Below are 25,425 nucleotides of genomic sequence, written 5' to 3' on the forward strand. Positions count from 1 at the left end.
AAATACGCTCGCGAGAAAACAAAGGTCACTTGATCGGCGAGAAGGCCGCCGGCATCAACAGCTTCGACTCCATGCGCACCAGCATGGGGAAGGCCTTTGGAATGAAGCGTTCGAGCCAGTCGCGGTCTTCATAGAGTGCGGCGCGGCGGCGGATACGGTCATCCAGGCTTTCATAGGCCCAGATGTGCACTACCTGGTTGAGTTCACCGATCTCGGTGTACCACCAGCCCACCAGGGTGGCGTAGCGCGAGATCACCGGCAGGCCTTCTTTCTCGAAGTGCTCCAGGTATTCCTTCATCTTGCCGATGTGCAGGGTGTAGGTGCGCATTTCATAGAACATGGTCAAGGCTTCCTAGGCAGGCGTGCCCGCAGCCGGGCACGCGGAGGGTAATGGGGGGTCAGAGGTGGCCGTGGTAGGCGTCAGTGATCAGCCGCTCGACATCGCGGGCTGTGGTCAAACGTGGGTTGACCAGCACGTTGCCGCTGCGCATCGAGTCGCTGACCATCTGCGGCAGGAACTCGAGGTCCACGCCCAGCTCGCGGATGGTGGCCGGGATGCCGATGGCGCGGTTGAGCGCCACTACACGCTCCACGGTGCAGGCCGCCGCCTGCATCAGGTCAAGACCAGTAACATCGGCTCCCAGGGCAATGGCGATGTCACGGAAGCGCTCCGGGCAGGCCGGGACGTTGAACTTGATCACATAGGGCAGCAACGCGGCGTTGGCGATGCCGTGGGGGATGTTGAACACACCACCGAAGGTGTGCGAGATGGCATGCACATTGCCCAGCTTGGACTGGGAGAACGCCACGCCGGCCAGGAACGAGCCCAGCAGCATCTGCTCGCGCGCAGCCATGTCGGTGCCGACGAAGTAGCACTTCTCCAGGCTGCCCGCGATCATGCGGATCGCCTGCAGCGCCATGGACTGGCTGATCGGGTTGGCCTGGCGCGAAACGTAGGACTCGATGGCATGGGTCAGCGCATCCATGCCGGTGGCGGCGGTGATCGACGCCGGCAGTTTCAAGGTCAGTGCCGGGTCCAGAATGGCCAGGCGCGGGAACAGCTGGGGGCTGATGATGACGGTCTTGAACAGCGTCTGCGTGTTGGTGAACACGGTCGAGGCGGTGCATTCACTGCCGGTGCCGGCGGTCGTGGGGATGGCGAAGATCGGCAGCGGTGGGTTGACCAGCTTGTCGTAGCCCTCGTAGTCGAGGATGTTGCCCGGGTTGGTGGCCATCGCCGCCACGCCCTTGGCTGTGTCGATGCTGCTGCCACCCCCCACGCCGATCACCGCCCGACAATCATGTTCGCGCAACAGGCGCACGGCGGCATCGAGCACGTCGGTGCTAGGGTTGGCCTGCACCGCCGAGAACAGGTGGTAGTCGATACCGGCCTGCTCCAGAGAGGCGAAGAACCCGCCGAGGATACCCGCGTCGATCAAACCCTGGTCGGTGACCACCAGCAGAGCGCCCTGTACATAGGGCTTGAGCAGCGCACCGGCCTGGTTGGCCAGGCCTTCACCGCATCGGGTGAGGGTGGGGAAATGGAACTGGAAATTGCTCATGGAAGGTCCTCGGGCACGTGGAGCCGCGTTGTTCTTGTTGAACCCGCCGTGAGTCGCAGCGGGCCGTGCCTGGGCAATCTAGGCGGCGCCGGCCGGCACCAGATAATGAAAAGAGCTGATCCGGGGATAACCGTGGCTTATCGATAAGCAGCCGTTATCCCCGGATCAGCTCTTTTCATTACCCGGCGTCTACCCAGGCCTCCAACAATCGGAGCGCACACGGGCCGGACCGCCGATGGCCACGGGCAATGCCCACGTCGCAGGCTCCAGCCGGTGCACTCCCGATAATCACAAGAACGAGCACCTGCGATGAAGACGACCTCCTCCCCGGCTGCGCTGGCGCTGGACGCCAACGCCCCCATGACCACGGTGCGCTGGCGCATCTTCCTGATCCTGTTGCTGCTCACCGCGATCAACTACATCGACCGTGCCTCGCTGTCGGTGGCCTTGCCGCTGATCGCGCCGGAATTCAACCTGACACCGGCCATGGAAGGGCTGATGCTCAGTGCGTTCTTCTGGTCCTATGCGCTGATGCAGATCCCTGGCGGCCTGCTGCTCGATCGCTTCCACACCCGGGGCATCATCGGCGCCGCGACCATCGCCTGGGGCGCCTTCCAGGCCCTGGGCGCAGCGTCGCACCACTGGGTGGTGCTGCTGCTCACACGCATCGGCCTGGGCGTGGCCGAGTCACCGATCATGCCCGCCGGCGCCAAGCTCAACAGTTCCTGGCTCACGCCCAACGAACGGGGCCGTGGTGCGGTCCTGGTGGACGGCGGCGCACCGCTGGGCAGTGCCTTGGGTGCGATCCTGATCTCCGGGCTGATCGCCTGGCTCGGCTCCTGGCGCCTGGCCTTCGTGGTCGCAGGCGTAGGCACCATCCTGGCCGGTATCCTGGCGTGGAAGTACATCCGCAATCACCCCAGTGAGCACCCGGGCGTCAACGAGGCAGAGCTTCAGCACATCACCGAGGGCAACGCCAGCGCCCATGCGGCGGCGACCAAGGCCCGCATCCCCTTGCGCGTGCTGCTCAAGGACCGCTCGATCTTCGCCATGTTCGCCGGCTACAGCTGCATCCTGGCAGTGTTCTACGGTCTGCTGACCTGGATGCCCAGCTATTTGCACAAGGCCCACGGCCTGGATATCTCGGCCATGGGCGGGGCGACCTTCCTGATCTTCATGTGCGGTTTCATCGGCGAACTGATCGGTGGCTGGATCGGAGACAAATGGCGGGCCAGCGGCGCCTCGCCGAACCTGGTGATGCGCACGATGTTCAGCGGCTCGGCCCTGATCGCCGCGGTGTGCATCCTGGCAGCAGCCTTCGTCGCCAGCACGGGCCCGGTGATCACACTGCTGTGCGTGGCGATGTTCTTCATCCGCTGGTGCGGCATGTACTGGTGCCTGCCTGCGATCATCGGCGGCCCGTCGCGCACCGGCGTACTGGGCGGGACCATGAACTTCTGCGGCAACATGGCCGGGGTGCTGGTGCCCATCGCCATCGGCCTGATCGTGCAGTTCACGGGTGAGTACTTCTATGCGTTGATCTTCTTCGTGGTGGCGGCATTGCTGATCGCACTGTTCTCGAGCCTGATCGACTACCGCGAGCGGCAGTTCTGAGGATGTTCCGGGCTGCTGCGCAGCCTCTATGGGAGCGGGCTTGTCCCGCGATCAAGGGCGAAGCCCTTGCCAGGCGACGGTGATATCGGGCCCGGCCTAATCGCGGGACAAGTCGGACCGCCGCACCGCCGCTCCCACAGGATGCCGCAGATCAAATGGTCATGCGTTGTTCTATGGGAGCGGCCTCGTGTCGCCGCCCCCACAACAGGATATTCAAGGCCTTGCGCCTAAGGCGCGGTCAGCTCATCGACCAGCAGTTGCGCCGCATGGGACAGCGGCGACGCCACCCGGTGCACCACCCCGAACGGCTCGCTCAGGGCCCGAAGCCGCACCGCCAGCGACACCAGCAACCCACGCTGTTCGGCGAACGCCGCCACAGCGCTGGGGATTACCGCCACCAGGCTGTGGTCTTCCTCCAGCAGCATGAAGGTGGCGAAGGTGGACGAGGTTTCCAGCGGATAGCGCGGCACCTCCACCCCCGCCTCGCTCAGCTCGCGCTCCAGGGCTTGGCGCATGGGGGTGTTGGCCGGGTACACGATCCAGCGAAAGTGGCTCAGGTCACCGACTTCCAATGCCTGCGCCCCGGCCAGTGGATGCTTGGGATGGGCAACCACCGCCAGGGGTTCCTGGGCCAGCTCCACGAAGCCGTAGTCCGCCGCGTTGCGTCCCACGCTCGGGCGGCAGATCGCCAGGTCCAGGCGCCCTTCATCCAGTTGCGCCAGCAGGTTGGCGCTGGTGTTCTCGGCGATTTCCACCGCAAGCTGCGCCTGCTTGCGCCGCAAGCGCCCCAACGCACCCACCAAGGTCGGCATGGCGCCCATGATGCTGCCTACCGCCAGGCGCCCACCCTCCCCCTGTACGATCCCCAGCACCTCCTCACGCAAGTGCCCCAGGTCGCTGTGGATCAGCCGCGCGTAGCGCACCACGCAGCGCCCGGCATCGTTGGCCACCAGGCCGCTGGGCTGGCGCACGAACAGTGGCACGCCAAGGATTTCCTCGACCTCACGCAGCGCCTTGGTCGCACCGGGTTGGGAGATGGCCATGGCTTCTGCGGCCTTGTGCAGCGAGCCGCAGCGGTCCAGCTCGATGAGCAGGCGCAACTGACGCAGGCGCAGCCTTGCGAAAATACTGTCCAGGGATGGAATCATGGGGCTCTCAATGCTCCGCACCAGCCAATACGATCTGACGAAACTCGCCTACTATCGGCCGCAGGTCAACTCGATGCCAGGCGGCCCACAGGCCGATGCTTTGCTGCAACCAGGGCAGTTCGCGCAGCACCACGTTCGGGTTGGTGTCGCAGCCGATGCTCTCTTGGATCAATGCCAACCCCAGGCCCGCGGACACCAGCCCGAGCGCACTCAGCGGCTCGGCCGCCTCCAGGCGTATCTGCGGCGTGAAACCTGCCTCCACGCAACGGGCCAGGAAGCGCTCGCGGCGGTTGGGGTTGGCCTGGCCCTCGACCATGATCCAGTCCTGCTCATGCAGGTCGGCGGGGTCGATCTTTGCCTTGCCCGCCAACGGGTGCCCCAGCGGCAGCGCCAGGTAGAGCGGGTCCTTGAATACCGGCGTTGCCAACAGGTCCGGATCGTCTGTCGGCATCGGCTCGCAGACCAGGGCGATGTCGAGGCTGCGTTGGCGCAAGCCCTCGAACTGCTCCTGGGCGGTGAGGTTGTACAAAGCGATATGAATGCCCGGGCGTTCCTCGCGTACCTGGCGCAACGCCTTGGGCAGCACCCCGGCATGGATCGCGTGGCTGACATAGCCGATGCACAGCCCGCCCGACTCGCCCCGGCCCAACCGTCGGCCAAGCGACTCCAGGCGTTCGGCGTGCTTGAGCAGGGCCTTGGCTTCGTGAAGGAAGGTGCGACCGTCCGAGGTGATGCGCAGCCGTTGCTGACTGCGTTCGAACAGCTGCAAGCCAAGGCGCTCTTCGAGCTGGGCGATCTGCCGGCTCAAGGGTGACTGGGAAATATGCAAGTGCTCCGCCGCCTTGCCCACGTGCTCGAACTCGGCCACGGCGACGAAATAACGGAGTTGTCTGAAATCCAGCATAGGGGCCTTGAAAGCGGACCGCGCCCTGTATGGCGCGGTGAAGAATGGTCGACCACAGGCAGGGCCTTGGAACGGCCCTGCCTGTTCATCATCAAGCAGCCGGGACGGGCGCCAGGGCGTTGATCAACCCTTGTTGGCGCAGCTCGTTCCAGAAGGCCGCCGGGATCACGGCGCTCAGTGCCGCGAGGTCTTCGTTGGCGTGTGCCGGGCGGGTGGCACCGGGGATCACCGAGACCACGGCCGGATGGGCCAGGGCAAACTGCAGGGCAGCCGCTTTCACATCCACACCATGGGCACGGGCCACGGCACGGATGCGCTCGAGCTTGGCCAGCACCGGCTGGGTGGCTTTCTGGTACTCGAAGTGCTCGCCGCCGGCGGTGACACCCGAGCTGTACGGGCCACCCACGACGATGCCTACACCCTGCTCCACCGCTTGCGGCATGACGCGTTGCAGGGCGCGGTCGTGGTCGAGCAGCGAGTAGCGGCCGGCCAACAGGAAGCCGTCCGGACGGGCTTCTTCCAGGTCCAGGGTCAGCTCGATCGGCTCGACGCGGTTGACGCCCAGGCCCCAGGCCTTGATCACGCCCTCTTCACGCAGACGGGTCAGTACGCGGAAGGCACCGGTACGGGCGGTTTCGAACTGGCTCAGCCATTCGTCGCCGTAGAAGTCCTGGGCGATGTCATGGATCCAGACGATGTCCAGGCGGTCGGTCTTCAGGCGGCGCAGGCTGTCCTCGATAGAGCGCAGCGTGGCGTCGGCGCTGTAGTCGTTGACGATGCGGTTGCGGTTGCCGTGTTCGAACAGGCCGCTCTTCTCGCCCAGCTCGCGGCTGGTAGGATCTTCCAGTTCGTCGAGGATGATGCGACCGACCTTGGTGCTGAGCACGTATTCGTCACGAGGGCGGCCGACCAGGGCATTGCCCAGGCGGCTTTCGGACAGGCCGGCACCGTAGAACGGGGCGCTGTCGAAGTAGCGCACGCCGTTGTTCCAGGCAGCGTCGACGGTGGCTTGTACTTCGCTTTCCGGCACGTTGCGGAACATGTTGCCCAACGGTGCGGTACCGAAGCCCAGTGGGTTGGCGATGAGGGACTTGAGGTTCATTGCAGTGTTTTCCTTTGGTGGGGAGTCGTTGTGAACTCCAGTGGCTGCAATCCTAAGCCTCGCCCACCAAGACCGTCCAAGTCATAATTCGACAGACTTGAGACCTTTAATGCATAGCCTCGCCACACCTGGATTTCATAGTGGATGTCCCCGTGACGGTGGGTGTCGGGCGAGCCCACTGCAGCCCGGCACCCTCATGCCAGCCGCTATTCGATGCGAGGGTGCTGCTGCACCAGCAGCTTGCGCTTGGCTTCGAGCTCGGCGATCTGCGCGTCGATGTCCTCGATCTTCTGCTCGATGGTGTCGTGGTGCTCCTGCAGCAGTTCGCGCGCCTCTTCGATATCCGAGGCCGCCGGCGCCGCACCGCGCAAAGGCTTGTTGGCCGTCTCCTTCATCGACAGGCCCGTGGCCAGGCCCACCACGGCGATCACCATCAGGTAGTAGGCCGGCATGTACAGGTTGTGGGTACCCTCCACCAGCCAGGCGGCGATGGTCGGGGTCAGGCCGGCGATCAGCACCGAGATGTTGAAGGCGCTGGCCAAGGCGCTGTAGCGAATGTGGGTGGGGAACATCGCCGGCAGCGTCGAGGCCATGACACCAATGAAGAAATTGAGCAGCACCGCCAGGATCAGCAAGCCTGCGAAGATCACCCCCAGCACGCCACTGTTGATCAGCATGAAGGCAGGGATGGCGAGGACGAACAGCCCCACGCTGCCGGCGATGATGAAGGGCCGGCGGCCGAACTTGTCGCTGAGCAGGCCGATCATGGGCTGAACGAACAGCATGCCGACCATGATCGCGATGATGATCAGCACACCGTGGTCTTCGCTGTAGTGCAGGTTGTGGGACAGGTAGCTGGGCATGTAGGTCAGCAGCATGTAGTAGGTGACGTTGGTGGCGATCACCACACCGATGCAGGTCAGCAGGCTGCGCCAGTGCTGGGTGGCGACTTCCTTGAACGAGACCTTCGGGCCCGAGGCCAGGCCTTCGCGGTCGCCCTGCTCGAGCTTGTCGACGTGCTGCTGGAAGGCCGGGGTTTCTTCGAGCGCGTGGCGCAGGTACAGGCCGATGAGCCCCAATGGCAAGGCCAGGAAGAACGGCAGGCGCCACCCCCAGTCGAGGAACCGCGCTTCACCGAGTATGGTGGAGATCAGCACCACCAGGCCTGCGCCGAGCACGAAACCTGCGATCGAGCCGAAGTCTAGCCAGCTGCCCAGGAAGCCCCGCTTGCGATCAGGCGCGTATTCGGCGACGAAGATCGACGCCCCGGTGTATTCCCCGCCCACCGAGAAGCCCTGGGCCATCTTGGCCAGCAACAGCAGGATCGGCGCCCAGATGCCGATCGAGGCGTAGGACGGAATCAGGCCGATGGCGAAGGTGCTCAGGGACATGATCACGATAGTCGCTGCCAGGATCTTCTGCCGACCGTAGCGATCGCCCAGGGCGCCGAAGAACAGCCCGCCCAGCGGGCGTATCAGGAACGGCACCGAGAACGTCGCCAGGGCGGCAATCATCTGTACGCCTGGGCTGGCATTGGGAAAGAACACCTTGCCCAAGGCATAGGCGACGAACCCGTAGACGCCGAAGTCGAACCACTCCATGGCGTTACCCAGCGCGGCGGCGGTGATCGCCTTGCGCATCTTGGCATCGTCGACGATGGTGATGTCTTTCAAGCCGATCGGCTTGACGGTTTTTTTCCGTGGTTTCATGGCCAGTCCCTGTAGCTGAGCGAGTTCTATGGCATCAGATACAACGGGGCGCTAAATAATTCCTCGTTAAAATCTCAGGTGCACCGCTGCGGGCATATCGCCATTGGCTGGCTACGCTTGGTGGGCGTGCGCAACGCGCGCCGAACTGGAACCGATCACGAGGCGTTCTGCCAGATCAAGGTGACGTCCAAGATCAGCAAGATCGACCTGGACAAGCACGAGGTGACCTTGCTGCCGCCTGAGGGCAAGGTGCAGGTGATCAAGGTCGAGGACCCGGACCTGCAGGCCCGCATGAAGAACCTCCAGATCGGCCAGACGGTCGATGCGATCTATACCGAGGTACTGCGCATCGAGACCTCGCGTTGACCCATCCAGATCAGGATTTGTAGCCCCCTCTGTAGGAGCTGGCGACAGCCTACGATGGGCTGGGCCGTATATGCCCGGCTGAAGTGCTAGCCACTTGCTCGCTGACGGCAGCGTAGCCCTGGCTTCATTCGGCGCCAGGCAAGTGCGCCCGCAAGAACGCCATCAACGCCCCCGCCGCCGGCGACAGGCTGCGCCCCTTGCGGGTCAGCATGCCGATCTGGCGCTCGACCTTCGGTTCAGCCAAGGGCAGGAACGCGAGTTTTTCGTTCTCCAATGGGAACGCCAAGTAGGGCAAGGTGCTGATGCCCGCGCCCTCTTCCAGCATCGCGATCAACGAAATCATGTTCGAGACGAACAACCGGCTGTGTTCCAGCAAGCACTCGGCCTCGGTGCCTTCGAGCAGGCGCGAGGTACCGTTGCCGATCATTGCCACGCCGCGCAGCTGTGACCAGTGCAGCGCCTGGTCCACCTGCACCAGCGGGTGGTCGGCCCGACAGACCACGCCCACTTGGTCGTGCAGGATCGGCGCGAAGTCGATCTGCTCGTCGGTCACCCACAGGCTGCTGATCGCAAAATCCACCCGCCCCTGGGCCAGGAGCTGCTGGACGTTTTCGGCAGTGCCGTCCTGGATGCTCACCTGCACGTTCGGGTGCTCGGCAACGAAACGCGCCAATGGCCCAGGCAGCAGCCGGCTGGCCACCGACGGCACGGTGGCGATGCTGACCTGGCCGATTTCGTGCCGGGCCAGCAACGTGGCCTCACGGGCGATGCGGTCGTGGTGTTCGAGCAAACCGCGAAACAGCGGCAGGCAATGCTCGCCGAAGGGCGTCAGCTCGACCCGGCCGCCGCCCTTCTCCACCAAGGGCTGGCCCAGTTTCTGTTCGAGTTCGCGCACCGCCAGCGATATCGCGGGCTGGGTGCGGTAGGCCTGGCGTGCAGCGGCGTGGAAGCTCTTGAGCTCGGCCACCAGCACGAAATAGCGCAGCTGGGCGATCTTCAGCTCGGGCAACATGGTTAGCGATCCTTATCAAAGCATTTTTTTTATTAATTTTTATTTGCACCATAATGCTCGCATGATGGAAGCCAGGCAAACGGAGGCTTTCATCCATGTCACTCAACACCTACAAGAACTATATCGATGGCCAGTGGTGCGAAGGCCACGCCACCGTCGACAACCACAGCCCTTCGGACACCGGCGACCTGATCGGCCGCTACCACCAGGCCAGCGCCGAACAGACCCGGCAGGCCATCCAGGCCGCACGCGCCGCGCAGCCACGCTGGGCCGCTACCGGCCTGGAGGCTCGCCAGCAGGTGTTGATGGCCATCGGCGACGAGCTGATCGCCCGCAAGGCAGAGCTTGGCGAACTGCTCTCACGAGAAGAAGGCAAGCCGCTGGCCGAAGGCATCGGCGAGGTCTACCGCAGCGGCCAGTTCTTCCACTACTACGCCGCCGAGGTGCTGCGCCAGATGGGCGAGACCGCCGCATCCGTGCGCCCAGGCATCGACATCGAAGTGCATCGCGAGCCGGTGGGCGTGGTGGGCATCATCACCCCGTGGAACTTCCCCATGGCCACCGCCGCCTGGAAGATCGCCCCGGCCCTGGCGTTCGGCAATACCGTGGTGTTCAAGCCGGCCAACCTGGTGCCAGCCAGCGCCTGGGCGCTGACCGAGATCATCAGCCGCCAGGGCCTGCCGGAGGGTACCTTCAACCTGGTCATGGGCAGTGGCGCCAGCGTCGGCGAAACCCTCGTGCAGTCGGCCGACATCGACGCCCTGACTTTCACTGGCTCCCTGGAGACCGGTCGCCACGTGGCGATGGCCACTGCCGGCAACCTGGTGCGCTGCCAGTTGGAGATGGGCAGCAAGAACGCGCTGGTGGTGATGGACGACGCGGACCTTGACCTGGCGGTGGAATGCGCGCTCAACGGCGCCTTCTTCGGCACCGGGCAGAAGTGCACGGCGTCTTCGCGGCTGATCGTCTGCGACGCGATCCATGACCGCTTCGTCGAAGCCCTGCGCCTGCGCATGCGCCAGCTCAAGGTCGGCCATGCCCTGCACGCCGGCGTGCAGATCGGCCCGGTGGCCGAAGCCCGCCAACTGGAACAGAACCTGGAATACCTGCGCCTGGCCCAGGCCGAAGGCGCCACCCTGGTCGAGGGTGGCGAGCGCCTGCAACTGGAGACCGACGGCTACTACATGCGCCCGGCGCTGTTCATCGACAGCCGCAACGACATGCGCATCAACCGCGAGGAAGTCTTCGGCCCCATCGCCTGCGTAATCCGCGTGCAGGACTTCGAAGAGGCCCTGGCCACGCTCAACGACACCCGCTACGGCCTCACCGCCGGCATCATCACCCAGTCGCTGCGCCACGCCAGTGAGTTCAAGCGCCGCGCCCAGACCGGCTGCGTGATGGTCAACCTGCCTACCGCCGGCACCGACTACCACGTGCCGTTCGGCGGTCGTAAGGCCTCGAGCTTCGGTCCACGCGAACAGGGGCAGTACGCCCGCGACTTCTACACCGTGGTCAAGACCACCTACCTGCGCCCCTGAAAGGAATACCCGCCATGCACGACCTCTTGATGATCGACGGCCTGCAGTATTCCAACTGGAGCCCGGAGATATTCCAGCAGATGCAGGCCGGTGGCCTGAGCGCGGTACACGCCACCATCGCTTACCACGAGAACGCCCGCGAGACCCTGTCGCGCCTGGGCGAGTGGAACCGCCGTTTCGAAACCTGGCCCGAGCTGATCCGCCCGGTGCGCACGGCCAGCGACATCCGCCTGGCCCAGGAGGAAGGCCGGGTGGGGATCTTCTTCGGTTTCCAGAACTGCTCGCCCATCGAGGACGACATCGCCCTGGTGGAGGTCTTCCGCCAGCTGGGCGTGTTCGTCATGCAGCTCACCTACAACAACCAGAGCCTGCTGGCCAGCGGCTGCTACGAGCGTGAAGACAACGGCATCAGCCGCTTCGGCCGCCAGGTGATCGCCGAGATGAACCGGGTCGGCATGCTGATCGACATGTCCCACAGTGCCGAGCGCAGCACCCTGGAGGCCATCGAACTGTCCAGCCGGCCGGTGATCATTTCTCACGCCAACCCGTCGAGCTTCCATGCCGCCAAACGCAACAAGTCCGACACGGTGCTGCGTGCCATCGCCGAATCCGGCGGGCTGCTGGGCTTCAGCACCTACCCGTTCCACCTCAAGGGCGCTTCGGAGTGCTCCCTGGAGAGCTTCTGCGACATGGTCGCGCGTACCGCCGACCTGATGGGCGTCGAGCACATCGGCATCGGCACCGACCTGTGCCAGGGACAGCCGCTGTCGGTGCTCGAATGGATGCGTAACGGCCGCTGGAGCAAGGAGAAAGACTACGGCGAAGGCTCCAAGGACAACGCCAACTGGCCAGCGCCGTTGCAATGGTTCCGCGACAGCCGCGACTTCCCCAACATCGCCCAGGGCTTGCGCGCCCGTGGCTTTGCCGAGGAAGACGTGCGCAGGATCATGGGGCTGAACTGGTTGCGCCTGCTGGAAACTGCCACCACAGCGCAGGCCTGAGCCCCCCGCACGGACAGCCTTACAAAAACAACAATCACAGGTTCCGGAGGCTAAATGAAAAACCCAACCACCCTGCCGGCTGACGACCAGACCCTGCGCCTGCCGCTGTCGCGGGACATCGACTGGCCGCTGTTTCTGATCAGCGGCGGTTTCCTCGGCGCATTCCTGTTGGCGGCCCTGATCGACATCGATGTGGTGTCGGCCCTGGTCAACACGCTGTTCGCCTGGTCGACCAAGGCCTTTGGCCTGTACTGGCAGGTGTTGATGCTGGCGACCTTCGTGGTCAGTCTGGCCATTGGCTTTTCCAAGTGCGGGCGCGTACGCCTGGGCGGCGTGACCCAACGCCCGGATATCAGCACCTTCAACTGGATCGCGGTGATCATGTGCGCACTGCTGGCCGGTGGCGGCGCCTTCTGGGCCGCCGCCGAACCGCTGATGCATTTCGCCAGCCCACCCCCGCTGTTCCCAGGCTTGCAGCCTCACAGCGAAGCGGCGGCCACCGCGGCCTTGGCGCAGTCGTTCGTACACTGGGGCTTTCTGGCCTGGGCGGTGCTCGGCAGCCTGCTGGCGATCGTGCTGATGCACCTGCATTACGACAAGGGCCTGCCGCTGGCACCGCGCACCCTGCTCTACCCGCTGTTCGGCGAGCGGGCACTCAAGGGCCCTATCGGCACCCTGGCCGATGCCGCCTCGATCGTCGCCGTGGTGGCCGGCACCATCGGCCCTATCGGCTTTCTAGGCCTGCAGATCAGCAGCGCACTGCATGCCGTCTGGGGCGTGCCCAACGGCATCGTCACCCAGTCGGTCACCATCATCCTGGTCACGCTGATGTACACCGTCTCGTGCCTGGTGGGGCTCAAGGGCATCCGCTTCGTCAGCGAGATCAACGTGTGGCTGATGCTTGGCCTTGCCGTGTTCATGGTGGTGTTCGGCCCGACGCTGTTCATCCTCGGCGGCTTCCCGGCAGCGTTCGCCCTGCACATCGAGCACTTCATCCCAATGACGATGTTCCGCGCCGACCCTAAGTGGCTGGACTGGTGGACAGTGTTCTACTGGGGCTGGTTCATCGGCTACGCGCCCATGGTGGCGCTGTACGTCGCGCGCATCTCGCGGGGCCGCACCATTCGCGAGATCATCATGACGTTGTCGATCATCGCCCCGCTGGTGACCATGTTCTGGTTCACCGTGGTCGGCGGCGCGGGCATAGGCCTGGAACTGCAGACCCCAGGTATCGTCACTGCCCACGGCTCACAGCCTGAAGACCTGCTGCTGGGCGTGACCCAGAACCTGCCGCTCGGTGGTCTGGTCAGCGCGCTGTTCCTGTTCCTGAGCTTCATCTCGGTGGCCACCAATGGCGATGCCATGGCGTTCACCGTGGCGCTGGCAATGTCCAGCACCGACAAACCGAAGAAGTGGCTGTGCGGCTTCTGGGCCATCGGCATGGGCCTGGCGGCAGTGGTGCTGATCACCATCGGCGCGGGCGGTGTGACGGCCCTGCAGTCCTTCATTGTCATCACCGCGGTGCCGGTGTCGCTGGTGATCCTGCCAGCGCTGTGGGATGCGGTACGCATCGCCCGGCACATGGCTCGCGAACAAGGCATCTGAACATGAGGCATCCAGGTACAACGACAATGTCCAACACCGTGCTTGCAACGCCCACGCTGCGCCCCGCCAGCCAGGTCATGGACCTGGCCCGGCTGGGCAGCCACTTCCAGAGCCCGCTGAGCTTCGTGCGCAGCAGCATGCGGCGGATGATGAACCAGCGCTGGCAGGTCCAACGCAGCCGCTTCGATCTCGACGGTGAGGGCTTCGGCACCGCCATCTATCGTATCGACACACCGAACGCCCACTACCATTGCGTGCTGTTCTCGGCCTACTTGCCGCCGGAGAAACGCAGCGACCGGGTGATCGCCGACCAGTGGGACGTGACCTTCGTGCTGGTGGCCGGGGATGTGGACGAGGCGCAACTGGCCGACCTTGCACGCAACGTACCGCTGCAGGAGGCCGGACGCTTCGATGCCCGGGTGCTGGTGCTGTCGCGGGCCAACCGCAGCCTGCGCAACTTCGACCGCTTCCTGACGGCGCTGGCCGAAGGCAGCCAGCCGGACCCGCGCCAGCTGGCGGAGGTCGGCTACCTCTACCGCACCACCGCCGTCTACGGCAACGGCAAGTTCGGCATCGCCGATTTTGCCTGTTTGCAAGGCAACCCGGACTTCGACCAGCCATTCGCGGCGCAGATGTTCACCGTGTACCTGCTGCGCCATTTCAGCATCGAGCAGATCGAGCACATGGCCCGCGCGCTCGACCCGCAACGGGCGGTGAAGCTGGCCCCGGCGCTGCAACGCTACCTGGGCGTCGGCAACGCCACAGGGCTTGGCATGGCGCCTTTTCTGGTCAACCACCCGCAACTGGTGGAACGTTGGGTCAGCGTGCGCGAAACCGCACTGGCCCAGGTGCTGTCGCAAGCGGCCGAGCCCGCCCACCTGGCGCGCCTGCATACGCTGCTGCAGCGCGCCCACCAGCACCTTGCCCAGACCTTGACCGAAGACCCGCGCCAGCATGGGCAAAACCAGTGCACCCTGGCCGAGCTTGCTGCGCTGGCCGAATGGCTCGAACGCCAACCGGCGAGCGCCGACCTCTGGCCTCGTCTGCTGGCATGGAGCGAGGCCCACGGGGGCCTGGGTTGCCAGGAGCTGTTGGTCAGCCTGCTGCTGGAGCTGTACCCCGAACAAGTCACCCCCCTGGCCGACCAGATGGGCGTGGTCGAAGGCTGGCGCCTGGATGCGCAGATGCCCCTGACGCAGTTGCGGGCACTGATCGAGCAGCAGTACGGCTGGGCCCTGGCCTATGACTTTAGCGACGTGGAGGCCGAACACTTCTTCTGGTATCGCTCGGCTGAAAAAGAAGAGCCTCGCCTCGGCATGCGCGCCGAGGAGCCGGGAGCCGAGAAGGAGATGCAACTGGGTATCGCGCGCAATCTCCAGCGCTGCCACGCCGCCGTGCTCGAGCATCTGCGCACCCAGCCCCAGGCGCTGACCGCGCACTTCCTGATCGCCCAGCCGGCGTTCAAGGGCACGGTGCGCCGCCTGCAAGGCATGGCGCAGTCCCGTTATGGCGAGATACGCGCCAACCTGCTGGCCCATGACATGCTGCCGATCCACCTGCTGCGCTGCAAGCTGGCGTTCTTCGGTGCCGGCAAGTTCGACCACAAGTCCAGCCGATGGGTCCGCATCACGCTGTTCCAGGGCGCGCCGCTGGTCAGCGAGATCGGCCAACCGTTCGCGGACGACTGGAACTTCGCAGTCATGCCGCAAGGAGGCCTGTGACCATGCGTGTATCGCTCAATGAAATCCAGGTGATGTGCCGCAAGGCCTTCGAAGGCATGGGCTTTGCCGCCGGCGATTGCGAGGATGCCGCCGACCTGGTCGGCTGGCTGCACCTGCAAGGCCTCGATGGCCTCGGCACCGTGGCCAAAGCCCTGGACTACCTGCAACGGGAAGCCGACCGCCCCTACGCCTTGCGCTACGAAGACAGCACCGTGCTGGTGGTCGACGCCCAGGGCCAGAGCGTGCTGCGCTGTGCCGCGACCACGGTGGAGCTGGCGCTGGGCAAGGCCTTGCGCACTGGCCAGGCGCTGTTGCGCATCCACCAGTGCCACAACCGCCTGTTGCTGCTCGGCTACTTGAGCCGGGCCGCGGAGCTGGGGCTCGACGTGCAGGCCCGCTGGGGCGATGCCCGCCAACGACACGTGGCGACTTTCGCCGCCGGTGGCGTCCGCCCTGAGCTGCACAACGATGAACAGGTCGCCTCCACCACGCCCGAACAGTGCATCACGGTGCTGTTCAACCGGCCTGCCCAGCACACCGGGCCCGTAGCCGTTCCCCTGGCCCTGCCCACGGACGGCTTCACCGTCAGCGAGCAAACCTGGCAGCGGCTCAAGCAGCTGGCCGAGCACATCCTGGTCGAAAGCACCGAAGCCTCGCGCCGACATGGCGCCGGCGGCGGCAGCGATGCCGACTGACCCGCGTCCACTTTTTCAGGAACCGTCCCCATGAAATACGCCATCAAGACCGACCTGTTCGCCTCAAAGGCCCCGCTGGAATGGGCGGTCGTCGGCAACGGCACGCTCTATACCGCACAGATCCCCATCGATGCCCAGGGTCAGGTGGTCGCCGGCGGCATCGAAGCACAGACCCGCCAGACCCTGGACAACCTGCGCCACACCCTGGACGCCGCAGGCAGCTCGCTGGACGCCGTGACCCAAGTGCTGATCTACGTCACCGATCGCAGCTACCTGGCCACGGTCAACAGCCTGTACGGGCAGTATTTCCAGGCGCCCTACCCTAACCGCGCCGCCGTCGTGGTGGCCGGTTTGGCGCGCGAGGAAATGCTGGTGGAGCTGGTGGTGTACGCCTGCCTGTAATCGCGCGCTCCCTATCGCGGGGCAAGCTCGCTCCCACCGATTGCGCCGCTCTCAAGACTTGTGAAATCACTATGTGAGCGAGCTTGTCCCGTGATAGGGCCCAAAAACACCCCACGAACCGGGTCTGGAGAGACAAATCACGCACCCTGCGGACCGATCGCGCACTCATCGTTGCCATCAGCGATCAAGGTGCTAACACCGGTCGACGATCACGCTAATAGTTGCTGGCCTAATCACACAACAACGAGGCTAGCTCCGTGTACCCACGTGTCCTTTGCTCCCTGTCCCTGTTGACCCTCGCCATTTCCGCCGCCCATGGCGCCGAGCCGCTCGATACCCCGCGCCTGGTGGGCATGGACAACTTCCGTGACATCGCCGGCACCACCACCGCCTACAGCACCGCTCATGACGGCACCCTGCGCGCAGGGGTGTTCTACCGCTCCAACGCCGTGACCCCGACCGCCTCGGACCTGGCTGCCCTGGCCCCTCTGGGCATCGGCACGGTGTTCGACCTGCGGACCCCCAGCGAGATCGCCGCCACCCCCGACACCCTGCCGGCCGGTGCGGCCTACCGGAACATCGACATCATCGGCAACAATACCTCCGGGGCCAACATCACCGACATGGTGTTCCGCAGCGCCGCCGAAGCCGAAGCGATGATGAAGGAAACCAACCGTGCCTTCGTCTACGATGCCGGCATGCGCAGCCAGTACACCGTGCTGTTCAACGAGCTGGCCCGCACCGAGGACGCGGCGCTGTTCCATTGCACCGCCGGCAAGGACCGCACCGGCTGGACCGCTGCGCTGCTGCAGAGCATCGCCGGTGTCGACGACGCCACCATCATGCAGGACTACCTGGCCACCAACGCCTACACCGCCGAGCGCATGGCGGCGATCCTCGATTCGCTGCCGCCGAAGCTGGCCGAGATCTATGGGCCGTTGATCGGCGTGGAGGCCAGCTACCTGCAGGCAGGGCTGGACGAGGTGAAGGCACGCTACGGCAGCATGGACAACTACCTCAAGCAAGGCCTGGGGTTGTCCCAGGAAACCCTCTACGTGCTGCGTGGCAAGATGGTCCGATTCAACAGCCTGCCCGGCCAGGCTGGCCTGCAAGGCAACGCCGCGGCAGGCGCGCGGCTGTTGCAGGGCCTACAGGACAGCCGCCTGTCGGGCACCTACAGCGCCTACAACTACTACCTGCAATCGGCCATCGATGCCGGCAGCCTGGGCGGCGTCGAGGCCACCGTCGGTGGCCAGGTGCATGCCGACGCTGCCAGCTACCTGCTGCGCCAGGGCACGATGATCGAACAGGCCAGCGCGCCCTTCGCCAGCGGCACGGACCTCAAGGTCGGCCAGACGCGGTTGTGGAGCACAGCCCTGGCCAGCTACCTGGGCACCGACGGCTCGTCCCACGCACGCAGCAGCAACGAGCACAGCCAAGGACTGATGATCGGCCTGACCCAGCGCTTTTCCGAACAGCTCAGCGCCCATGCAGGCTTCGGCTACAGCCGCGGCAACATCGGCGGTGCCGGCGGCGAGGCGGACACCGACCTGACCTTCCTCAGCGCAGGCGCACGCTTCGCGCCGGATAGCCTTGAGCAAGGGCTGTTCATCGAGGCCGATGCCCATGCCGGCTGGTTCGACTACCAGAGCAAACGCGACCTGGGTAACGGCCTGGGCCAGGCCAAGGGCGACAGCCATGGCAACCTGGCCGGGGCCGGCTTGGCGCTGGGCTATCGGATGCAGGCGGGCACCCTGACGCTGGAGCCAAGCCTAGGCGTGCGCGTCAGCCAGGTGGACCGTTCGGGCTTCACCGAAAAAGGCAGCGAGCTGGCGCTGGAGGTGGACAGCCTCCAGGAAACCCGGCGCAGCGCGGTAGCCAACCTCCAGGCCAGCCTGGCGCCGGTAGAGCTGAGCGGTGGCTGGCAGCTGGTGCCGGGGTTCACGCTGGGGTACGAGCATGTGTTGGGCGATCATCAGGTCGACAGCGAAGGCCACCTGCTGGGGCTGGATATCGAACAGCGCGCGGCGTACGACAACCGCGACCTGTTCACTGCCGGGGTCAATGCGATGGCCTCCCTCGGAGCGTTCAGCGTGGGGGCTGAAGTGGCGGCTGGCGGTGGCGGTGACAGCCATGGGGTGAGCGGTAGCCTGAAGGCCAGCTACGCGTTCTGACGGTTTGGGGCTGCGTAGCAGCCCCCCAACGGCCTACCCTCTGCGCCGAACCTGCGCCGGGCTCACGCCATAGGCCTGCTGGAAATACTGCGCGAACCGCCCCGCATTGCTGAAGCCATGACGCAACGCCACCTGAGACACCGAGACAGGCTCCCCATGCACCAATGACTCGTAGGCCTGCTCCAAGCGCACTTGCCGCTGGTAATCCACGATCGAACATCCCAGGAACCTGCGAAACCCCTGCTGCAACGCACGCAAGCTGACGTTGGCGAGGGCCGCCAAGTCCGTCCCGCTGGTCGCGCTCGATGGGTGGGCACGGATCCAGTCCATGGCCAGCTTCACGTGCCGTGGCGCGATCTGCGGCACGGGCCGGCGCAAGGCTTGGCTATGGTTGTGCGGCCAGGCCTCGAGCACCGCGTCGACCAGCATTTCCTGCAAACGCACCGGCATCAGCGCACCGGCATGGATCAGCTGGTCGAACTCGTTGCCGGTGGCCAGCTCGAGCAAGGCGCGAATGCCATGACAGGCAGCAACCTCCAGCGACACCACCGGCTCGAAGCGGATCGGCTGCAACACCGGCTTGCCCAGTAATGTCGCCAAGCGCTCGGTGATCAGGCTTCGGCGGATCGACATGCCGCATTGGGCATGGCCGTCGCTCAAGCGCAAGGTACGCAACGACCTTTTCTCGATGGCCAGGCCCATGCCAGGCAGCCCGACGGTTTCGCCCTGATGGCCGAAGACCACCTTGCCCGCGCTGGGCAACACGAAAGTGATCTCGTCCTGCGGGTCGGTGAAGGTTACGCAACAATCGCCCTGGTAGTGCATGCGGCGAAAGCTGACGCCCTCATGACGACCGTAGACGCCACCGATGAGCAGGTCGTCCGACAGCACCAGCGAATCGGCGTAGAGGTTGTCGAACATGCGCGAGAACAGTGCACCGAACGCCTCGCTGCGCATGTCCCGGGAGCGGAGAATGATCTGTTTGCGGAGCGTGCCGGTACTCACCATCAAGGCCACCTTCTTGTTATTGGACGCAAAAACGCCAGGACCTTACCAAGGGCGCATGACAGCGGCATGACCCCTGCGGCGCCCCACCCGCATAGTAATGGCAACATTTTGATGCAAACTTCGCAGGCGGATCGCCACCTACCTCCGTAGAATTGCTGCCTGGCGTGTGCTGCGTGCGCCCGGGAGCCTTCCCGAATACGGAGAACATTCATTTGTTTTCCGAGAGTCAGTCCATGTTGCATGCAGCCTCCACACATTCCTGGCATTTGCTGTTCCGCTTTTATGCGGTCGGCACGGCCATGCGCCACACCCTTCCCTTCTTCTCGCCTTTCGCTGCAGTGGTCCGGACCATCCGGCGCCATCGTTTCGCTGTGTCCACGCTCCGACGCACCGCTGCTTTTGCGCAGGCGACGCCATGAACGAGGACTCCTTGATGAATGCTCCCCTTCCCACCCTCACCTCGCAATCGGTGCTGCGCCGCTTGCTGGCCAGCGAAGCCGCAGGCGGCGTGTTGTTGATGTTCACCGCAGCCCTGGCCATCGTGATCGCCAACAGCCCCTGGGCCGAGGCCTACCAACACCTGCTGCACCTGCCCGTGGGGCCGACGCTCAGCGACAAGCTCGGGCCGATGACCGTGCACCTGTGGATCAACGACGGCCTGATGGCGGTGTTCTTCCTGCTGGTGGGCCTGGAGATCAAGCGTGAGCTGGTCGATGGCCGGCTCGCCACCTGGGAACAACGGCGCCTGCCGGCCTTGCCGGCACTGATGGGCATGGCCCTGCCGGCGCTGATCTACCTGGCGTTTTCGCGCAACGAACCGGGGCTTGCCGGTGGCTGGGCGATCCCTGCCGCCACTGACATCGCCTTCGCCGTCGGCGCCCTGGCGCTGCTGGGGCGGCATGCGCCGCTGTCGTTGAAGGTGATGCTGGTCTCGGTGGCAATCATCGACGACATGGGCGCAGTGGCGATCATCGCATTGTTCTACACCTCGTCGATCAACCTGGTGGCCCTGGCGGCGGCGGCCGGGATCGTCGTTGTCCTGCTGGCGTTCAACCGCCTGCGTGTGGTGTCGCTGTGGCCCTACCTGCTGGGCATCGTCGCGCTGTGGTACGTGACCCTGCTCTCCGGCGTGCATGCCACCATCGCCGGCGTGGTCGGCGCGCTGCTGATTCCCTACAGCGCCGGGGCCGGCAAAGGTGACGACGCCAGCCCGTTGCTCAAGCTTGAGCATGGCCTGGCACCTTGGGTCGGTTTCCTGATCGTGCCGGCCTTCGGCTTCGCCAATGCCGGTGTGTCCTTCAGCCACCTGAGCTGGAGCGACGTACTCGCCCCGCTGCCGCTGAGCATCGCCCTGGGTCTGCTGTTGGGCAAGCAACTGGGGGTGTTCGCCGGGGTGCTGCTGGCGGTCAAGACGGGTCTGGCGGCCAAACCGCGCGGCGCCAGCTGGCTGCAGATCTATGGCGTGGCCATGCTCTGCGGCATTGGCTTCACCATGAGCCTGTTCATTGGCGAACTGGCCTTCCCGGGGCAGCCGGAGCGTATCGACGAAGCGAAGATCGGCATCCTCCTCGGCTCGCTGCTGTCGGCACTGATCGCCTGCGCCATCCTGCGCTTTGCGCCCAAGCCCGAAGCCTAGCGGGCCCCGTGTCCCCATCGCCGGCAAGCCGGCTCCCACAGGTTCGGCGGTGTCTACGACCGCAGCGCAATACACGTGGGAGCCGGCCTGGCAGCGATCGAGGCGGCACGAACAGCGCCAGGTTGTCGGCCCGCACAGCCCATGATCGACGCTCGACCATTCGTCGAGCTTCCCACCCACCCAGCCCAACCCCCGCAGCCCACGCCCTTCTAACGACCATGTGCGCATCACCGCCTCGGAGGGGCAATCGACAATGAACGAACGCTTGCTGGACCCGCTGACGAACTCGACCATCTTTGGCATCTCTGTCCTTAACTGGTTGCTGGCCCTGGGAGTCAGCCTGGTCACCTTCCTGGTCGCCCGCTGGGCCATCAGCTTCGTCAAGCGCAGGGTGCAGGGCTGGTCCGCCCATGATGGTCACTTCGCCCAGGTGCTGGCCAAGGTGCTCGAAGGCACCAGCAATGTCCTGTTGTTCCTCGCCGCCCTGCTCATCGGCCTGAGCGTGCTGGACCTGCCGGAGCGCTGGCTGGACCGGGTCGGCAGCCTATGGTTCGTGGTGGCTGCGTTGCAGATAGGCCTGTGGGCCAACCGCGCCATCGCCCTTGGCCTGTCCCGCTATTTCGCCCGGCACAGCAGCGCCGGCCTCTACCAGGGCAGTGCCCTGGCCACGCTGTCCGCCTGGGGCGCCAGGGTGCTGCTCTGGTCGATGGTGCTGCTGGCCATGCTCTCCAACCTCGGGGTGAACATCACCGCCTTCGTCGCGAGCCTGGGCGTGGGCGGTATCGCCGTGGCGCTGGCGGTGCAGAACATTCTCGGCGACCTGTTCGCCTCGCTCTCCATCGCCGTGGACAAGCCGTTCGAAGTGGGCGACTTCATCGTCATCGGCCCGCTGGCCGGAACGGTGGAGCACATCGGGCTGAAGACCACACGCATCCGCAGCCTCGGCGGCGAGCAGATCGTCATGGCCAACGCCGGCATGATCAGCAGCACCATCCAGAACTACAAGCGCCTGCAGGAGCGGCGCATCGTCTTCGAGTTCGGCCTTTCCTACGACACCCCCACCGAAGCGGTGAAGAAGGCGCCGGGCATCGTCGCGCAAGTGATCCAGAAGCAGGACAAGGTGCGCTTCGACCGTGCCCACCTGCGCGGTTTCGGCAAGGAGTCGCTGGAGTTCGAATGCGTCTACATCGTGCTCGACCCGGGGTACAACCTGTACATGGATATCCAGCAGGCGATCAACTTCCAACTGCTGGAACAGTTCGCCGGCATCGGCGCGAAATTCGCCGTGCCGGCGCGGGCGATCAAGGTGACCTCGCTGCCGGAAGCCTCGAACCAGGTGGGCCGCGACCAGGGTGGCCACAAGGCCAGGGAGTGATCAACCGATCCCTGGACGAGCCACTTCGAAGTGACCGCGGAACACCGTTTCGACAATACGCCATTGCCCTTCCACCCGTTGGTAGCGGTCTTGGTAGAACCCGCCCAACTGGCGGGTCGCCCCGGTCTCGCCGTCGCGGTTCTGGTAATGCAGGGCCCAACGGGCCCTGGCGTTGTCGGCGTCCTGGAAGTCGATCTCCGGGTTGGCGGCGTGGTGCAGGTCGATCACCCTGGGCACGCAGGCCAACTCGCGGAACAACGCCAGGAACGGTTCCCGGTCACGGAAGAGGCCCAGCGGCCCATAGTCGATCAGCACCTCGCCCGTGGCGAAGCAGTCACGGATGGTCGTCACGTCCTTCAGGTCGCAGGCGTTCAGGTAGCGATGCTTGAGCTGGCGGATAGCCTCCAGGGCTTCCAGGCGGTCGATGCGTTGTTCCAGGTCCACTGCGTTCACCTTCCTTGACGGGTGATTGTAGACCCGACCCTACTCCCTCCAAAAACCACCCCGCACCCTCCATTCGGACTAGGCGCTCAGCGTGCCTGTCCCGCACGGACTTGACTGTTCAAGACACCGTTTTGCTTGTGCCCGCCATTGCCCAGGTATTCGTTCGAATGTTCATCTTTACACTTGATTTACATTTGTGAATCGATAGTATTCGCACCCAATAAAAACAACGCGAGTGATTCTCAATGGCAAAAAAGTACGTCGCCCCAGCATCCCTGTCGATGCTGGGCCTGCTGGCAGTGCCTGCTGTTCACGCTGAAACCCAGGACACGCTGGCCCTGCCGGCGACTTCAGTGACCGGTGCCTACGAGCAGCAGAGCTACAAGGCCACCGAAAGCAAGAGCGCGCTGAAGATCGACGCGCCCCTGCGCGACATCCCCCAGACCGTCAATGTCGTCCCTGAAAGCGTGATCAAGGACCAGGGTGCCCAGTCCATGGAGGACGTACTCAAGAACGTACCTGGCGTCGGCCTGTCCAACGGCGACGGCCAGCGCGACCAGGTCACCATCCGTGGCTTCAACGCCATTGGCGACATGTACATCGATGGCGTGCGCGACGACGCCCTGTATTTCCGCGACCTGTCCAACATCGAGCGCGTCGAGGTCATCAAAGGCCCGGCAGCCGTGCTCTATGGCCGTGGCTCGTCCGGCGGCCTGATCAACAGCGTCAGCAAGAAGCCAGGCTTCGCGCCCAAGCACGAAGTGGGCATGACCCTGGACACCGAGGGCAAGCGCCGCACCCAGTTCGACACCGGCTGGGCCGACCCGCAAGGCAACCAGGCCTACCGCCTGACCGGCGCCTTCGAAGACAGCGACACCTTCCGCGACGATGGCTACATCGACCGCAAGGCCATCGCCCCGTCGGCCTACTTCCGCCTCTCCGACGACCTGGAGCTGAACCTCGGCGCCACCTACCTGTACGACAAGCGCCTGATCGACTTCGGCATCCCGGCCTTGGGCAACCGCCCGGTGGACGTCGACCGTGACAAGCGCTTCGGCTCCGGCGATGCGGACCAGGACTATGCCCGCAGCGAGGTGTTCTCGTTCACCGCGAGCCTGGACTACCGCATCAACGACGATTTCACGCTGACCAATACCAGCCGCTACTACCACTACGACCTGGACCGTAACAACACCCTGGCCGACAGCAGCCCTACCCGCTTCGTCACCGCGCCGAACGGCGAACTGCTGGTCAAGCTCAACCGCGGCAACGTGGCCCGCGACGAGTACGGCGTGTTCAACCAGACCGAACTCAAGCAGCAAGCACAACTGGCCGGCATGCAGCACAACCTGCTCTATGGTGTGGAAGTGGGCTACCAGGACAAGTACCAGCGGGTGTTCAACCAGAACAACGTGGCCCAGGTTCCGGTCTATCGCGATGCCTTGGTACCGGTACCGGAACATGCGGCCAACCTGTCGTCCAAAGGCACCAACTATCAGCAGACCGCGGGCTTCTATGTGCAGGACCTGATCGAGCTGAACGACCAATGGAAAGCCCTGCTCGGCGTGCGCTACGACATCTTCGGCCAGGAATACGACGACATCCGCGCAGCCGACGTCGATCTGGATCGCACCGACAAAACCTGGAGCCCACGTGTCGGCCTGGTGTACCAGCCGGACCAGATCCAGTCGTATTACGTCTCCGTCAGCCGCAGCTACCAGCCTTCGGGCGAAATGTTCGCGGTCAACGCAGGCAACGCCGACCTGGAACCTGAAAAAACCACCAACTACGAACTGGGCGCCAAGTGGGACCTGCTCGACAGCAAGCTGTCGGTGACCGCGGCGATCTTCCGCCTGGAACGCACCAACATGCGTACCCCGGACCCGGTGACCCCTGGACTGACCATCCTGGCCGGCGAGCAGCGCACCGACGGCTTCGAAGCCACCATCAGCGGCCAGCTCTCGGACAAGTGGCAGGTCTACGCCGGCTACGCCTTCCTGGATGCCGAGATCGTCAAGTCCAACGCCAAGACCAACGGCGTCTCCAACGAGGGCCAGACCCCGACGCTGACACCGCGCAACAGCGCGAACCTGTGGCTGGTGCGTACCCTCACCCCGCAATGGCGTGTGGCCGCCGGTGCCAACTACGTGGACGAGCGCTACACCGCCCTGGACAACCAGGTGGTGATGCCCGGCTACACCACCTTCGACGCCGCGCTGCTGTACAGCGAACAACACTGGGACATGGCGCTGCGCCTGAAGAACGCCTTCGACCGCGACTACTACGCCTCCGCCCACGGCTCGGTGGACCTGATCACCCCAGGTGCGCCGCGGACCCTGGAAGCGAGCGTGGCCTATCGCTTCTGATCGCCCCTCCCGCGCCGGCTAGCGCCGTGCGCGGGCTTTCCCC

Annotated in this window: 20 protein-coding genes and 1 pseudogene; 12 read left to right on the plus strand and 9 right to left on the minus strand. The window is 64.9% G+C overall.

The window, feature by feature from the left end:
- Positions 1-25: 25 nt before the first annotated feature.
- Positions 26-340, minus strand: a complete 315-nt coding sequence (locus ACNFCI_RS03375; RefSeq protein WP_324812986.1) for an NIPSNAP family protein — start codon at positions 338-340, stop codon at positions 26-28.
- Positions 341-398: 58 nt separating this feature from the next.
- The gene (locus ACNFCI_RS03380; RefSeq protein ID WP_324812989.1) at positions 399-1,562 is read right to left on the minus strand and encodes an iron-containing alcohol dehydrogenase; all 1,164 of its coding nucleotides are present in this window, start codon (positions 1,560-1,562) and stop codon (positions 399-401) included.
- 309 nt (positions 1,563-1,871) lie between these two features.
- On the opposite strand from ACNFCI_RS03380, the gene ACNFCI_RS03385 reads away from it, so the two are divergent.
- Entirely contained in the window at positions 1,872-3,176 is a 1,305-nt protein-coding gene (locus tag ACNFCI_RS03385; protein ID WP_368829337.1) for an MFS transporter, read from the plus strand.
- 227 nt (positions 3,177-3,403) lie between these two features.
- Here ACNFCI_RS03385 and ACNFCI_RS03390 read toward each other — a convergent pair whose 3' ends face one another.
- The 4 genes from ACNFCI_RS03390 to proP all read right to left on the minus strand — a co-directional run bounded on the left by ACNFCI_RS03390 (position 3,404) and on the right by proP (position 8,039).
- On the minus strand, positions 3,404-4,324 hold the full coding sequence (locus tag ACNFCI_RS03390; protein WP_416767413.1) for a LysR family transcriptional regulator: 921 nt from the start codon (positions 4,322-4,324) through the stop codon (positions 3,404-3,406).
- Between the two features lie 7 nt (positions 4,325-4,331).
- Positions 4,332-5,228: a LysR substrate-binding domain-containing protein gene (locus tag ACNFCI_RS03395; protein WP_368830292.1), complete on the minus strand. Its 897-nt coding sequence runs from the start codon at positions 5,226-5,228 to the stop codon at positions 4,332-4,334.
- 91 nt (positions 5,229-5,319) lie between these two features.
- Positions 5,320-6,330, minus strand: a complete 1,011-nt coding sequence (locus ACNFCI_RS03400) for an aldo/keto reductase (protein ID WP_368830293.1) — start codon at positions 6,328-6,330, stop codon at positions 5,320-5,322.
- 206 nt (positions 6,331-6,536) lie between these two features.
- On the minus strand, positions 6,537-8,039 hold the full coding sequence (proP, locus tag ACNFCI_RS03405) for a glycine betaine/L-proline transporter ProP (RefSeq protein WP_224456214.1): 1,503 nt from the start codon (positions 8,037-8,039) through the stop codon (positions 6,537-6,539).
- A gap of 159 nt (positions 8,040-8,198) precedes the next feature.
- Here proP and ACNFCI_RS03410 point away from each other — a divergent pair.
- Positions 8,199-8,405: pseudogene (locus ACNFCI_RS03410) on the plus strand (hypothetical protein); the annotation flags it as partial.
- 124 nt (positions 8,406-8,529) lie between these two features.
- On the opposite strand, the gene ACNFCI_RS03415 reads toward ACNFCI_RS03410, so the two are convergent.
- Positions 8,530-9,417, minus strand: coding sequence for a LysR family transcriptional regulator (locus ACNFCI_RS03415; protein WP_324813005.1), 888 nt, complete (start codon positions 9,415-9,417; stop codon positions 8,530-8,532).
- A gap of 95 nt (positions 9,418-9,512) precedes the next feature.
- On the opposite strand from ACNFCI_RS03415, the gene ACNFCI_RS03420 reads away from it, so the two are divergent.
- The 7 genes from ACNFCI_RS03420 (at position 9,513) to ACNFCI_RS03450 (ending at position 18,553) form a co-directional block, all read left to right on the plus strand.
- On the plus strand, positions 9,513-10,955 hold the full coding sequence (locus ACNFCI_RS03420) for an aldehyde dehydrogenase family protein (protein ID WP_084858897.1): 1,443 nt from the start codon (positions 9,513-9,515) through the stop codon (positions 10,953-10,955).
- 14 nt (positions 10,956-10,969) lie between these two features.
- On the plus strand, positions 10,970-11,956 hold the full coding sequence (locus ACNFCI_RS03425; protein ID WP_368830294.1) for a dipeptidase: 987 nt from the start codon (positions 10,970-10,972) through the stop codon (positions 11,954-11,956).
- Between the two features lie 54 nt (positions 11,957-12,010).
- Positions 12,011-13,561: a BCCT family transporter gene (locus tag ACNFCI_RS03430; RefSeq protein WP_084858899.1), complete on the plus strand. Its 1,551-nt coding sequence runs from the start codon at positions 12,011-12,013 to the stop codon at positions 13,559-13,561.
- 26 nt (positions 13,562-13,587) lie between these two features.
- Complete coding sequence (locus ACNFCI_RS03435) at positions 13,588-15,282, plus strand: hypothetical protein (protein WP_368830295.1); 1,695 nt, start codon at positions 13,588-13,590, stop codon at positions 15,280-15,282.
- A 2-nt stretch (positions 15,283-15,284) separates the two neighbouring features.
- The gene (locus tag ACNFCI_RS03440; RefSeq protein WP_324813016.1) at positions 15,285-15,977 is read left to right on the plus strand and encodes a DUF3726 domain-containing protein; all 693 of its coding nucleotides are present in this window, start codon (positions 15,285-15,287) and stop codon (positions 15,975-15,977) included.
- A 30-nt stretch (positions 15,978-16,007) separates the two neighbouring features.
- Entirely contained in the window at positions 16,008-16,379 is a 372-nt protein-coding gene (locus ACNFCI_RS03445) for a RidA family protein (protein ID WP_084858902.1), read from the plus strand.
- A gap of 257 nt (positions 16,380-16,636) precedes the next feature.
- Positions 16,637-18,553, plus strand: coding sequence for a tyrosine-protein phosphatase (locus tag ACNFCI_RS03450; RefSeq protein WP_368830296.1), 1,917 nt, complete (start codon positions 16,637-16,639; stop codon positions 18,551-18,553).
- Between the two features lie 33 nt (positions 18,554-18,586).
- On the opposite strand, the gene ACNFCI_RS03455 is transcribed toward ACNFCI_RS03450, so the two are convergent.
- Entirely contained in the window at positions 18,587-19,561 is a 975-nt protein-coding gene (locus ACNFCI_RS03455) for an AraC family transcriptional regulator (RefSeq protein WP_324813022.1), read from the minus strand.
- A 433-nt stretch (positions 19,562-19,994) separates the two neighbouring features.
- On the opposite strand from ACNFCI_RS03455, the gene nhaA reads away from it, so the two are divergent.
- Both nhaA and ACNFCI_RS03465 read left to right on the plus strand, forming a co-directional pair.
- The gene (nhaA, locus tag ACNFCI_RS03460; protein ID WP_084858915.1) at positions 19,995-21,197 is read left to right on the plus strand and encodes a Na+/H+ antiporter NhaA; all 1,203 of its coding nucleotides are present in this window, start codon (positions 19,995-19,997) and stop codon (positions 21,195-21,197) included.
- 253 nt (positions 21,198-21,450) lie between these two features.
- Complete coding sequence (locus tag ACNFCI_RS03465; RefSeq protein ID WP_084858905.1) at positions 21,451-22,572, plus strand: mechanosensitive ion channel family protein; 1,122 nt, start codon at positions 21,451-21,453, stop codon at positions 22,570-22,572.
- On the opposite strand, the gene ACNFCI_RS03470 is transcribed toward ACNFCI_RS03465, so the two are convergent.
- Positions 22,573-23,016 carry a nuclear transport factor 2 family protein gene (locus ACNFCI_RS03470; protein WP_084858906.1) on the minus strand — a complete coding sequence of 148 codons (444 nt, stop codon included), beginning with the start codon at positions 23,014-23,016 and terminating at the stop codon, positions 22,573-22,575.
- A gap of 245 nt (positions 23,017-23,261) precedes the next feature.
- On the opposite strand from ACNFCI_RS03470, the gene ACNFCI_RS03475 reads away from it, so the two are divergent.
- On the plus strand, positions 23,262-25,382 hold the full coding sequence (locus ACNFCI_RS03475) for a TonB-dependent receptor (RefSeq protein WP_216356247.1): 2,121 nt from the start codon (positions 23,262-23,264) through the stop codon (positions 25,380-25,382).
- Positions 25,383-25,425: the final 43 nt, after the last annotated feature.

This window comes from Pseudomonas sp. NY15356, from assembly GCF_048068175.1.
GTDB classification, from domain to species: domain Bacteria; phylum Pseudomonadota; class Gammaproteobacteria; order Pseudomonadales; family Pseudomonadaceae; genus Aquipseudomonas; species Aquipseudomonas putida_K.